The organism is Serratia sp. G204Y, assembly GCF_051172435.1.
Classification (GTDB): domain Bacteria; phylum Pseudomonadota; class Gammaproteobacteria; order Enterobacterales; family Enterobacteriaceae; genus Serratia; species Serratia sarumanii.
In genome coordinates this window covers 1,024,661-1,036,224 of the sequence record NZ_JBPIZA010000001.1, presented here as the reverse complement: position 1 = coordinate 1,036,224, position 11,564 = coordinate 1,024,661, and the positions used below count along the sequence as shown (strand labels likewise).

Below are 11,564 nucleotides of genomic sequence, written 5' to 3'. Positions count from 1 at the left end.
TCAGATTTCCAGATTTACGCTAAAACCCGCGGTCGCGCCGGAGGTGTGGAACCCCGCAGGCTTGTAGAGCGGAACGCCGGCAAACAGGTCATAGCTGAATCGCCCCCACAGCGCGCCGCGCACGCCGAGCGCGCTGCCCGCCAATTGATGGCCAACCAAGTGGCGGGTGTTTGGGCCGTCCACCCGGCCGTAGTCGGCGGCCAGATACAATTCATGCCCGCGAGAAAACACGTTCCAGGCGATTTCATTGCGCCATAGCAGGCCCTTTTCGCCGGACAGCATCTGTTCGCCATCAAAGCCACGCACCGTGTAACGCCCGGCAATGGCCATCCGCTCCTGCGGCGTCAGCGCGTTCGGGCTCCACTGCCCCCTTACGCTGGTATACACCCGCCAGGGCTGATCGCCCCAGGAGAACGGCTGATTGATACCCAGGTCGCCGAGCAAAATGCCGGTACGTGCGCTGCCTTCATGACGCGACTCTTCCGGGGCAGGCAGGGCATTGAATGCGCCGGTGCCGCGGCGCCAGTTGATATTGGCGTCCAGCGTAGTGGTACCGAAGTAGCTGCGCTGATTCAGCCCCAGCTCCCAGCCGGCGGTCCGACGTTTTTGCGACACAATATCAACGTTGTCCACGGCGTTAGTCGAGTGCTTGCGGTAGCCGCGCAGGTTGAGCGTTAACTTGTGCGACTGGTCGCGGTACAGCAACCGGGAGACGGTCAACTGAATGTTGTCGCTCTTGCCGCTGTAGCGCAGCACCTCATTGGCGTTGGGGATGTTCTGGTGATAGGTGTAGTCGTTGTAATTGGCCGAGAAAGCCCAATATCCCACCGGGAAAAAGTAGTTCAGCGTATGTGAACGGTTGCCGAACGGCCCGTGCTGAAACACATCCTTGCCGATGTTGGCGTAAAACAGGTCATTCTGTGCAAACGGCGCATCGATAGCCAGAGTGGCCGAACCGAGATAACGCCCGGTACTTTTGGAGCCGCTGTCGTCCAGCCCCAGGCTGAGCCGCACCGGGCGACCTTCGTGCCAGTTGACCTGCAGGTCACTGGTTCCGTCCTCGGCACCGGGTACGATTTTAATATCGGCATTGGCGCTGGGCACCCGCCTGAAATTCTCCAGCCCCTGTTCGATATCGCGCAGGCTGAGAATATCGCCGCGTGAGGCCGGAATAGCGTTCCACAGCCGCCCACGCCAGGAGACCGGCTCCTCAAAGCGGATATCACCGATACGCCCCGGCTGCAGCGTCAGCGCCAACACGCCCGTGGTCAAGTCCTGCTCCTGCGCCATCACGCGTGTGGTGACATAGCCCTTGGCCAGTATGACGTTTTGTACCTTGTTGATGGCAAGCACAATGCCCTGGCTGCCCAGACAGCGGCCCCTGGCATCCGCCGCGGCGTTCAACGCCCATTGAAAGCGATCGGCAGACTCGCCGACCAACGTTAGCCGATTGATGATGAAGCAAGGGCGTTCATCGGTTGGGTAATCGGGCAGCACAACGTCGGGACGGGAAAGGCGCGCATCGGCCTGTGGGGCATTTTGCTGTTGCAGGGCGCGTTCGCGCTCCTGCTGGCGCTGCTGTTCGCGGGCATCAATGGACGCCATTCCATCGCTGGTAGACGCCGAAGCGGAAAACAGGGGTACAACGCCGATCAATAATCCCGACAGCCCGCAGCGGATAGAATAAAGTAAAGCACGAGCAGTATCTGAATCTGAGCGCATCCTTGGCTCCTCACCGTTACTTATAGTTATTTATTTGGTCAAAATCATAAGTTAAGTAAATTAATGTAAATAAACTTACTCTGGGGCGAATTATGAGCTTCGGGGGGGAAAAATCAACAGCTTTATGGCACTGCGATTCACAAAACCATAAGGGAGGCGGCGGGCATAAGAAGAATGGCGAAACGGCGGGAGGATGACGCCATGATGCGCCATCCTTTAAAATTAATTGTCGATCGGGAGGAGAATCAGTAAACGAGACGGACAGCTATCAGCCCAGCAAATTGCTGCCGAACGCCCCCTGCCAATCCTGTTCGAATTTCTCGACCGCGGCCTGCACCGCCGGCGCGCTCAGGAACTGCTCCGCCACATCCACCGGCAGCGTGATCGCCTGGCAGCCCGCCAACAGGCATTCCAGCGCCTGGCGCGGCGTCTTGAAGCTGGCGGCCAGCACCTGCGCCGACGGCGCGTGCAGGCTCAGCAGCTGCTGCAGCTCGTGCACCATTTCGATGCCGTCGCCGCCCTGCGCGTCCACCCGATTGACGTAAGGCGCCACGTATTCCGCCCCGGCCAAGGCCGCCAGCAGCCCCTGCCCGGCGCCGTATACCGCCGTGCCCAGCGTTGGGATGGACATCGTTTTAAGCTTCTTGATCGCCGCCAGCCCCTCGGCGGTTGCGGGGATCTTGACCACCAGCCCCGGTACGCGCTGGCTGAGCAGCGCCGCCTCCGCCACCATGCGCTCCGCATCGGCCGCCATCACCTGCGCGAACAGCTTGCCGGTGCCGCCGAGGGCGTCGCGCAGCGCGGGCAGCACTTCCCAGATCGGCTTGCCTTCCTTCGCCACGATGCTTGGATTGGTGGTGACGCCGTGCAGCGGCAGAATGCGCGCCAGGCGTTTTACCGCCGTCACATCGGCGGTATCGAGATAAAGCTCCATCACGGACTCCTGTGTCATGTTCTGTGGGCGGATTCAAACTCTGATCATCATAGGGCAAAAACCCCGCCAACCTTTGACCAAAATCAATCCAACCTTCATTCGAAACACCTTTAATGGCGAAAGATTCAGCAACGCCAAACGGGTGACTCATGTTCTTCAATCTGCAGCGCTACTCGACCCATGACGGCCCCGGTATCCGCAGCGTGGTCTTTTTAAAAGGGTGCCCGCTGAGCTGCCGCTGGTGCCAGAACCCCGAAAGCCGCTCGCGCCACGCGGATCTGCTGTTTGACGAACGCCTGTGCCTGAGCGGCTGTACGCTGTGCGCCGAGCGCTGCCCGCAAGGCCTGCAGCGTGACGAGGGCGCGCTGACGCTGCGGCGCGAAGCCATCAGCGCAGACGACTATGCGGCGCTGGCCGCCGCCTGCCCGACCGGCGCGCTCAGCCTGTGCGGCAGCGCGGTCAACCCCGACGATATCATGGCCGAGGTGATGCGGGATAAGCCTTTCTACCTGCGCAGCGGCGGTGGCGTAACGCTGTCCGGCGGCGAACCCTTTATGCAGCCGGAGGTCGCGGCAGAGCTGCTGCGGCGCGGCCGCGAAGCCGGCATCCACACCGCCGTCGAATCCTGTCTGCACGTTCCGTGGCGTTACATCGCCCCTTCGTTGCCCTGGCTGGATCTGCTGTTGGCCGATCTCAAACACACCGATGAAGCGCGTTTCAAAACCTGGACCGGCGGCTCCGCCCGTCGGGTGATGAACAATTTCCGCCGGCTGGCGGCGCACGGCGTGCCAATGACCGTGCGCGTGCCGCTGATCCCCGATTTCAATGCCGATCGCCACTCTGTCCGCGCGATTGTCGACTTCGCCGCCGACGAGATCGGCGTATCGGAGATCCATTTTCTGCCGTATCACACGCTGGGCATCAACAAGTATCACCTGCTCGGCGAACCTTACCGCGCCGCCCGCACGCCGCTGGACGCGCCCGATCTGCTGGCCTTCGCCGAAGCGTACGCCGGCGCCAAAGGCCTGAGCGCCATTTTGCGAGGATAACGCCATGACTACGTTGGATTTGACCACCCTCAGCGCCCGCATCCAGGCGCATAAGAACGCGCTGATTCACATCGTCAAACCGCCGGTGTGCACCGAACGCGCTCAGCACTATACCGAGGCCTATCAACAGCATCAGGATCGGCCGCTGCCGGTGCGCCGCGCGCTGGCGCTGGCCAACCATCTGGCGAAGCGCAGCATCTGGATCGCCAACGACGAGCTGATCGTCGGCAACCAGGCCAGCGAGCTGCGCGCCGCGCCGATCTTCCCCGAATACACCGTCGGCTGGATAGAAAACGAGATCGACCAGTTGGCCGACCGGCCGGGTGCCGGCTTCTCGGTCAGCGAAGAGAACAAGGCGATTTTGCACCGTCTTTGCCCTTGGTGGCGCGGCCAAACGGTGCAGGATCGCTGCTATGGCATGTTTACCGACGAACAGAAGGCGCTGCTGGCCACCGGCATCATCAAAGCCGAGGGCAACATGACCTCCGGCGACGCCCACCTGGCGGTCAACTTCCCGCTGCTGCTGGAACTAGGCCTCGACGGCCTGCGTGAAAAGGTGAACGCGCGCCGCAGCCGCCTGCGCCTGACCGAGTGGGAAGATCTGCATAAAGCGCAGTTTCTCAACGCCATCGACATCGTGCTGGCGGCGCTGAGCGAACACATCCTGCGTTTCGCTCACCTGGCGCGCGATATGGCGCAGCGCGAAACCCGCGACTGGCGGCGCGCCGAGCTGCTGGCTATCGCAGACAACTGCGATCTGATCGCCCATCGCCCGCCGCACACCTTCTGGCAGGCGCTGCAGCTGTGCTATTTCATCCAGTTGACGTTGCAGATCGAATCCAACGGCCATTCGGTTTCCTTCGGCCGCCTCGACCAATATCTCTATCCCTGGTATCGGCGCGACGTCGAGCTGGAGCAGAACCTGGCGCGGGAAGACGCCATCGAGCTGCTGCACAGCTGCTGGCTGAAGCTGCTGGAGGTCAACAAGATCCGCTCCGGCTCGCACTCCAAGGCCTCCGCCGGTAGCCCGCTGTACCAGAACGTCACCATCGGCGGCCAAAAACTGCTCGACGGCCGGCCGTGCGATGCGGTCAACCCGCTGTCCTACGCCATCCTCGAATCCTGCGGCCGCCTGCGCTCCACCCAACCCAACCTCAGCGTGCGTTACCACGCAGGAATGAGCGCCGATTTCCTCGACGCCTGCGTGCAGGTGATCCGCTGCGGCTTCGGCATGCCGGCGTTCAACAACGACGAAATCGTCATTCCCGAGTTCATCAAGCTGGGGGTTGAACCGCAGGACGCCTACGACTATGCCGCCATCGGCTGCATCGAGACCGCCGTCGGCGGCAAATGGGGCTATCGCTGCACCGGCATGAGCTTCATCAACTTTGCCCGCGTGCTGCTGGCGGCGCTGGAACAGGGCCGCGACGCCACCTCCGGGCAGATTTTCCTGCCGCAGGAACAGGCGCTGTCCAAAGGAAACTTCGCCGATTTCGAGCAGGTGATGGCCGCCTGGGACCGACAAATCCGCTACTACACGCGCAAGTCAATTGAGATCGAATGCGTGGTGGACAGCGTGCTGGAGGAGAACGCCCACGATATTCTCTGTTCCGCGCTGGTGGATGACTGCATCGAACGCGGCAAAAGCATCAAGCAAGGCGGCGCCAAGTACGACTGGGTTTCCGGCCTGCAGGTCGGCATCGCCAACCTCGGCAACAGCCTGGCGGCGGTGCGCAAACTGGTGTTCGAGCAAGGGGCGATCGGCCAGCAGCGGCTGGCGGCGGCGCTGGCCGACGACTTCGCCGGGCTGGATGGCGAACAGCTGCGCCAGCGGCTGCTCAACGCCGCGCCCAAATACGGCAACGACGTGGACGAGGTCGATCGGCTGCTGGTGCGCGCCTACCAAACCTACATCGAGGAACTGAAGCAGTATCGCAACACCCGCTTCGGCCGCGGGCCGATAGGCGGCGGCTACTACGCCGGCACCTCGTCTATCTCGGCCAACGTGCCCTTCGGCGCCGCCACCCTCGCCACCCCGGATGGGCGCAAGGCGCACCAGCCGCTGGCGGAAGGCGCCAGCCCGGCGTCCGGCACCGACCACCTGGGGCCGACCGCGGTGTTCAATTCGCTCGCCAAGTTGCCTACCGAGGCAATCCTAGGCGGCGTGCTGCTCAACCAAAAGCTGAACCCGGCGACGCTGGACAACCCGCGCGATCGGGAAAAGCTGATGCTGATGTTGCGCACCTTCTTCGAGAGCTATCGCGGCTGGCATGTGCAGTACAACATCGTGTCGCGCGAAACGCTGCTGGCGGCGAAGCAACACCCTGACCAATATCGTGATTTAGTGGTTCGCGTAGCTGGCTATTCCGCCTTCTTTACCGCATTATCCCCTGAGGCGCAGGATGATATTATTGCGCGCACAGAACATACTCTTTAAACCTTTGACTCTTAGCGGCCGCACCTTGGCGGCCGCATCATCAGGCCGATATGAATTTACGACAACAGACCATATTGCAGTTGGTTAACGATCGCCGGCGGATCAGCGTCAATGAGCTGGCGCGCGCCTCGGGCGTCTCGGAAGTCACCATCCGGCAGGATCTCAACCTGCTGGAAAAGCGCAGTTATCTGAAGCGGGTACACGGTTCCGCCGTGGCGCTGGAGAGCGACGACGTCGACGCCCGCATGATGTCCAATTTCACCCTCAAACAACGGTTGGCGCAATATGCCGCCGCGCAGGTCAACGACGGCGAAACGATATTTATCGAGAGCGGCAGCGCCAATGCCCTGCTGGCGCGCTACATCGCCGAACGCAAGCGCATTACGCTGATCACCGTCAGCCACTATATCGCCAACCTGCTGAAAGAAACCGACTGCGACGTGATTGTGCTGGGCGGCATGTACCAGAAGAAAAGCGAGACCGTGGTCGGCCCGCTTACGCGGCTGTGCATTCAGCAGGTGCATTTCAACAAGGCGTTTATCGGCATTGACGGCTTTCAGGCCGAAACCGGCTTTACCGGCCGCGACATGATGCGCGCCGACGTGGTCAGCGCGGTACTGGCCAAGGGCGTGGAGAATATCGTGCTGACGGACTCGAGCAAGTTCGGCCAGATCCAGCCCAACCCGCTGGCGCAGCCCGGCCAGATCAGCCGGGTGATCACCGATTCGCGCTTGGCGCTGGAGTATCAGCATCAGCTGAAACGCCAGGGCGTACAGGTGGAGCTGGTCAACGAATAACGCAGGTCACTGCCGCACCGCGCGGGCTACACCGCGCGCCTTCCCCTTGCGCAGCGGGATTTTAAGACTATTTACCTGTTTATCCTTCCCGAGAAACCTATACTCAGTTTCGGCGCCTTTTGGGCCGTAACTTGCTAATTATTCGGCCGTTAACAAAAAATGCCATTTTTTTATATCGATACTGTACGGGAATCAACGGCAGGCCTGATTTATGGTTAACGCCTATACTTATAGGGCACTTCCATATAGCCAATGCTAAGGAGAAGTCATTATGATGATTATCAATAAACGTTTCGCCACCGCCGCGCTGGCACTGACTCTGGCGTTTTCACTCAGCGCCTGTTCCAACATGTCCAAACGCGATCGCAACACCGCTATCGGCGCCGGCGCCGGTGCAGTCGGCGGCGCAGTGCTGACAGACGGCAGCGCGTTGGGCACGTTGGGTGGGGCTGCGGTAGGGGGCATCATCGGTCACCAGGTTGGCAAATAACCTGACCGAGAGACCTCGGCCGACAGGCTGGCAAAAGCGCCTCGGCGCTTTGACGTATTAACCAGAATAACGATGATTTCAGGTCTGTTTTACTTTAAGTCTATGGTTTTTTTGCCGTTAACGGGCTAACCCCCGGCAGCAACAACCTCAAGCCATGCCGCAGTATTGCACCGCGGCATGGCGATTCACCTCAACCGCCCGCCAGTTTGACCTTCATGCCTTTGGCTTCCAGCAGCTGTTTGAGCAGATCGCGTTTATCGCCCTGGATCTCGATAATCCCGTCTTTCACCGAACCGCCGCAACCGCATTTCTTTTTCAGCTCGGCCGCCAGTTTGTCGAGCGCGGCATCATCCAGATCGACGCCGGCGATCAGGCATACCCCCTTCCCCTTGCGGCCGCTGGTCTGACGCTGGATGCGCACGATGCCGTCGCCCTTGGCGCGTTGCGGCTTAACGTCTTCCTGCTTGATGCGGCCGGTGTCCGTGGAATACACCAGCCGGCTGTTATCGTCATTCATCATTGCCTCCTCAGGCCAAAGAGGCGCGGATCGCGCGCAGCGTCGCGGCCGGATCCGCAGATTGGGTGATCGGACGCCCAATCACCATGTAGTCCACGCCGGCGGCCTGCGCCTGAACAGGGGTCATGATACGGCGCTGATCGCCCGCCGCGCTGCCTTCAGGGCGGATCCCCGGCGTAACCAGCAGGAAAGCCTGCCCGCAGGCCGCTTTCAGGCGCTGCGCTTCGTGTGCCGAACACACCACGCCGTCCAGCCCACAGTCGCGAGTCAGACGCGCCAGGCGCTCGGCGTGTTCCGCCGGGCTGGCCTCAATGCCGATGCCGCGCAGGTCTTCCGCTTCCATGCTGGTGAGCACCGTCACGGCGATCAGCAGCGGCGCATCCGCCCCGAATGACGCCAGCGCTTCTTTAGCGGCGGTCATCATGCGCGCGCCGCCGCTGGCGTGGACGTTGACCATCCAAACGCCCAGCTCGGCCGCCGCCGCAACCGCATGCGCGGTGGTATTGGGAATATCGTGGAATTTCAGGTCGAGAAACACGTCGAAACCGCGCCCGTGCAGATCGCGCACCAGCTGCGGCCCAAACAGCGTGAACATTTCTTTACCCACTTTCAGCCGGCAGTCTTGCGGATCGATACGGTCGGCGAACGCCAGCGCAGCGTTCTTATCGGCGTAATCTAACGCCACAACGATTGGAGATGATTTTAAGTCATTGTTATTAGCGTTATTTTCAGACTTCATTTCTTCTACCTTATGTAAAATGGACATAATCAGGTACTCACCCGCGAAACTGACCGCCGCATTCTACATGCCGGGGGCCAGAAATCCCAGCCGCAGCGCGTACCGCCGCTCTGTCATGTTACCTCTCACCTTTGTCATGGCGCGTCAACGAAAGCGCGTCAGCGATAAACCACGCAGCGTAAAACGTCGTAAAGATGCGTAAATTATCAATCAAAAACTTTGAACAACTTACTCAGCATTATCAGATTTTCAAACGGCGCAGATGCTTTATTATTCACCACATCGGAAGCGAATGGCTTCCTTCCTAAATAAACAGACTGGAGTCACCTATGAAAACCATCAAATATTTTGCAGCCGCTGCCGCTATCGCACTGACCTCTTTCGCTACCTTCGCCGCTGAGCCGGTCAACAGCCAACAGGCTGACAGCCTGACCGCCACCGGCATCGTTTCCGCGGGCCATGCGACCACCCTCAGCAGCCTGGAGAAAAAACTGGCCGCTAAAGCCGATGCCCAAGGCGCCGGCAGCTACCGCATCATCTCCGCCGGCGGTAACAACATGCTGAGCGGCACCGCGATCATCTATAAATAATGTTTCCGGTACAGGGCCCGCACGCTCGGGCCCTGCCTCTGTTTCTCGCCTAAAAAACCCGCGTTTGCCTCACCCTTCTTTGTTACAGAAATATTAAATTTTTATTACACACTAGACACCCGATCGCCAGTGGCTTAGCTTGAAGACATCTTCCTGCAGAAAGGCTTTCAAAATGAGCGAGATATCGACACTTACCATCAAAATTCCTCTGGAACTGAAGGAAAAAATCCGCGCCGCCGCCGCTGAAAACGAATTTTCGTTGAGCGTGGAAGTATGCCAGCGCCTGGAAAACAGCTTCAACGCGCCCGCCACCAAGGCAGAAAAGCCGGCCAAAAAGGCGGATGAGCTGCACCACGGCGAGATCGACAATCAAAGCACCGAAGAAGAGGTTGAACAGCCGCTGAGCCAGAAAGAACTGAAGAAACTGCGCCAGCTGTTGAAAACCGGCGCCAAAGGCGGCAAGAAAAAGTAAGCGGCAAACGAAAAAACGGGGCGATAATCGCCCCGTTTTGTTTTGCCCCGCCGCCGCGTTATTGCCCGTCCAGACCGCGGATCGGTTTGACCGATGACCAGGCTCGGCACGACGGGCAATGCCAATAGAGCGAGTGCGCGGTGAAGCCGCATTTGTGGCAGCGGTAACGCGGCTTGGTACGAATTTGCTCGCCGACCATATCGCGCAACAGCAGCAGGCTCTCTTTCGCCCGGCCGTCTTCGGCGTCCGCCAGGTGATAATCCATCAGCCGATAAAACACGCGCATGGTCGGATGGCGCTGCAGCTGGCGGTTGATATAGACCTGGACCACGTCGCGCCCTTCGTGCTGTTCGATGATCTCGGCCAGCATCAGATCGGCGGTGGCGCCGGTGTTCTCTTCCACGCAGCGTTTCAGGAATTCAACCCAGCTGTGCTGTTGTTCCGGCAGATGCGTGTAGCATTCCTGCAGCATCGGCAGCGTTTCACTGACCAACTCTTTATCCTGGCTCAGCACGCGTTGCAGCGACTCTGCCGCTTTGGCGTAGTCGTTTTGCGCCATGTAGATGCGCCCGAACATGATGGATACGCGCGCACACTGTTTATCGGCTGCGTCCGCACGTTTGAGCAGGCTCATCGCCCGATCGAGATCGTCGCTGCCCATCGCCTGCAGCGCCAGTTCGCAATAGAAGTGCGCGATCTCGACGCGCTGTTTCTCTTTACCCAGCTTGACCAGCTTTTCCGCCACGTCGATCGCTTTTTGCCAATCGCTGGTGGCCTGATGGATCACCAGCAGTTGCTGCAGCGCCGATACGCGAAAATCCGCTTCGTCAGTCAACTGGCTGAACATGTCTTCCGCGCGATCGTACAGCCCGGCCGCCATATAGTCGCGGCCCAGCTGCTGTACCGCCAGCAGGCGCTGTTCAAAGGTCAGGGAGGCGCTTTCCATCAAGGCCTGGTGGATGCGGATGGCGCGGTCGACTTCGCCGCGCGAACGGAACAGGTTACCCAGCGTCAGGTGGGCTTCAACGGTGTTGCTGTCCTCTTTCAACATGTCGAGGAACAGATCGACCGCCTTGTCCTGCTGGTTGGAAAGCAGAAAGTTCACCCCTGCCACGTATTCACGCGACAGGCGGTTGGCTTCTTGCTGTTTATCCTGCTGAGCGCTTCTGCGCCCCATGTACCAACCGTACGCGGCAGCCACGGGCAGCAACAGAAACAGCAGTTCTAACATAGAGGATTATTCCTTGCTGACAACGGGCTGAGCCGCCGGTTCAGCGGGCTGCTCAAGCTGCAGCTCCAGCCTTTTGATCTTGCGCTCGGCGCGGCCCAACGCAATGCGCGTGCGCAGGTAAAACAGGCCGCAAATGATCCAGCCGAGAACAAAACCGGCGCCAAACAGCGTGGCCAACAGGGTCGATACGCGATAGTCACCCTGCGCAACCAGATAGTTGAAATTGACCACCTGATCGTTATGCGCACCCAAGGTGACGGAAATCACGAAGATCACCAGAACCAACAAAAAAATCAGCAAATATTTCACATTCTTTCCCGCGATGCCGAGTGAATCGGATGAACGATGCCAAAACGTGGCGTCCCTAACCCTTAAGTTAGCATTTCCCACTGCGGCAGGGAAACCCTGCGGCACGATAAAACCACATATCTGCTGGCATATTCGGCAGTAAACGGCCTTAGCGAACAAATTGATGAGAAAGCTTCTCAAAACGTCGAATTTATAAGGATATGGGGGCGACGGCGCGGATTGCAATGGCGGGAAAATGTAAGCGGTTAATGCGGCGCCGTTCCGACGCCGCGTTTTT

The 11,564-nt window shown here is 59.7% G+C and carries 12 protein-coding genes; 6 read left to right on the top strand and 6 right to left on the bottom strand.

The features are described 5' to 3' along the window. Together ACSBQQ_RS05115 and fsa are read right to left on the bottom strand one after the other, a co-directional pair. Window positions 1-1,722 (bottom strand): ShlB/FhaC/HecB family hemolysin secretion/activation protein, encoded by a 1,722-nt coding sequence (locus ACSBQQ_RS05115; protein ID WP_033647544.1) that lies wholly within the window; start codon window positions 1,720-1,722, stop codon window positions 1-3. Window positions 1,723-1,990: 268 nt separating this feature from the next. Continuing rightward, the gene (gene fsa / locus ACSBQQ_RS05110) at window positions 1,991-2,656 is read right to left on the bottom strand and encodes a fructose-6-phosphate aldolase (RefSeq protein WP_033647546.1); all 666 of its coding nucleotides are present in this window, start codon (window positions 2,654-2,656) and stop codon (window positions 1,991-1,993) included. A gap of 149 nt (window positions 2,657-2,805) precedes the next feature. Between fsa and ACSBQQ_RS05105 the strand changes: the two genes are divergently transcribed. The 4 genes from ACSBQQ_RS05105 (at window position 2,806) to osmB (ending at window position 7,429) form a co-directional block, all read left to right on the top strand. Next, a complete protein-coding gene (locus ACSBQQ_RS05105) occupies window positions 2,806-3,705 on the top strand; it encodes a glycyl-radical enzyme activating protein (RefSeq protein ID WP_033647547.1) in 900 nt (299 codons plus the stop codon). Between the two features lie 4 nt (window positions 3,706-3,709). Then, window positions 3,710-6,142 carry a formate C-acetyltransferase/glycerol dehydratase family glycyl radical enzyme gene (locus ACSBQQ_RS05100; RefSeq protein ID WP_060387839.1) on the top strand — a complete coding sequence of 811 codons (2,433 nt, stop codon included), beginning with the start codon at window positions 3,710-3,712 and terminating at the stop codon, window positions 6,140-6,142. Window positions 6,143-6,192: 50 nt separating this feature from the next. Further along, on the top strand, window positions 6,193-6,939 hold the full coding sequence (locus ACSBQQ_RS05095; RefSeq protein WP_004930631.1) for a DeoR/GlpR family DNA-binding transcription regulator: 747 nt from the start codon (window positions 6,193-6,195) through the stop codon (window positions 6,937-6,939). Window positions 6,940-7,210: 271 nt separating this feature from the next. Next, the gene (osmB, locus tag ACSBQQ_RS05090) at window positions 7,211-7,429 is read left to right on the top strand and encodes an osmotically-inducible lipoprotein OsmB (RefSeq protein ID WP_004945176.1); all 219 of its coding nucleotides are present in this window, start codon (window positions 7,211-7,213) and stop codon (window positions 7,427-7,429) included. 190 nt (window positions 7,430-7,619) lie between these two features. On the opposite strand, the gene yciH is transcribed toward osmB, so the two are convergent. Beyond that, on the bottom strand, window positions 7,620-7,946 hold the full coding sequence (gene yciH / locus ACSBQQ_RS05085; RefSeq protein ID WP_033647552.1) for a stress response translation initiation inhibitor YciH: 327 nt from the start codon (window positions 7,944-7,946) through the stop codon (window positions 7,620-7,622). Between the two features lie 10 nt (window positions 7,947-7,956). Beyond that, a complete protein-coding gene (gene pyrF, locus ACSBQQ_RS05080; RefSeq protein ID WP_060388099.1) occupies window positions 7,957-8,685 on the bottom strand; it encodes an orotidine-5'-phosphate decarboxylase in 729 nt (242 codons plus the stop codon). A gap of 329 nt (window positions 8,686-9,014) precedes the next feature. On the opposite strand from pyrF, the gene bhsA reads away from it, so the two are divergent. Both bhsA and ACSBQQ_RS05070 read left to right on the top strand, forming a co-directional pair. Beyond that, complete coding sequence (bhsA, locus tag ACSBQQ_RS05075) at window positions 9,015-9,275, top strand: multiple stress resistance protein BhsA (protein ID WP_033647554.1); 261 nt, start codon at window positions 9,015-9,017, stop codon at window positions 9,273-9,275. A gap of 172 nt (window positions 9,276-9,447) precedes the next feature. Next, window positions 9,448-9,747: an Arc family DNA-binding protein gene (locus tag ACSBQQ_RS05070; protein ID WP_039565877.1), complete on the top strand. Its 300-nt coding sequence runs from the start codon at window positions 9,448-9,450 to the stop codon at window positions 9,745-9,747. 58 nt (window positions 9,748-9,805) lie between these two features. Here ACSBQQ_RS05070 and lapB read toward each other — a convergent pair whose 3' ends face one another. After that, window positions 9,806-10,978: a lipopolysaccharide assembly protein LapB gene (gene lapB, locus ACSBQQ_RS05065; protein ID WP_033634721.1), complete on the bottom strand. Its 1,173-nt coding sequence runs from the start codon at window positions 10,976-10,978 to the stop codon at window positions 9,806-9,808. Window positions 10,979-10,984: 6 nt separating this feature from the next. After that, complete coding sequence (locus ACSBQQ_RS05060) at window positions 10,985-11,287, bottom strand: LapA family protein (RefSeq protein ID WP_004930650.1); 303 nt, start codon at window positions 11,285-11,287, stop codon at window positions 10,985-10,987. Window positions 11,288-11,564: the final 277 nt, after the last annotated feature.

Bases quoted from the DNA above. Each gene is read 5' to 3' on its own strand.
- ACSBQQ_RS05115 (WP_033647544.1), bottom strand. From the start codon at position 1,722: ATGCGCTCAGATTCAGATACTGCTCGTGCTTTACTTTATTCTATCCGC.
- fsa (WP_033647546.1), bottom strand. From the start codon at position 2,656: ATGGAGCTTTATCTCGATACCGCCGATGTGACGGCGGTAAAACGCCTG.
- ACSBQQ_RS05105 (WP_033647547.1), top strand. From the start codon at position 2,806: ATGTTCTTCAATCTGCAGCGCTACTCGACCCATGACGGCCCCGGTATC.
- ACSBQQ_RS05100 (WP_060387839.1), top strand. From the start codon at position 3,710: ATGACTACGTTGGATTTGACCACCCTCAGCGCCCGCATCCAGGCGCAT.
- ACSBQQ_RS05095 (WP_004930631.1), top strand. From the start codon at position 6,193: ATGAATTTACGACAACAGACCATATTGCAGTTGGTTAACGATCGCCGG.
- osmB (WP_004945176.1), top strand. From the start codon at position 7,211: ATGATGATTATCAATAAACGTTTCGCCACCGCCGCGCTGGCACTGACT.
- yciH (WP_033647552.1), bottom strand. From the start codon at position 7,946: ATGAATGACGATAACAGCCGGCTGGTGTATTCCACGGACACCGGCCGC.
- pyrF (WP_060388099.1), bottom strand. From the start codon at position 8,685: ATGAAGTCTGAAAATAACGCTAATAACAATGACTTAAAATCATCTCCA.
- bhsA (WP_033647554.1), top strand. From the start codon at position 9,015: ATGAAAACCATCAAATATTTTGCAGCCGCTGCCGCTATCGCACTGACC.
- ACSBQQ_RS05070 (WP_039565877.1), top strand. From the start codon at position 9,448: ATGAGCGAGATATCGACACTTACCATCAAAATTCCTCTGGAACTGAAG.
- lapB (WP_033634721.1), bottom strand. From the start codon at position 10,978: ATGTTAGAACTGCTGTTTCTGTTGCTGCCCGTGGCTGCCGCGTACGGT.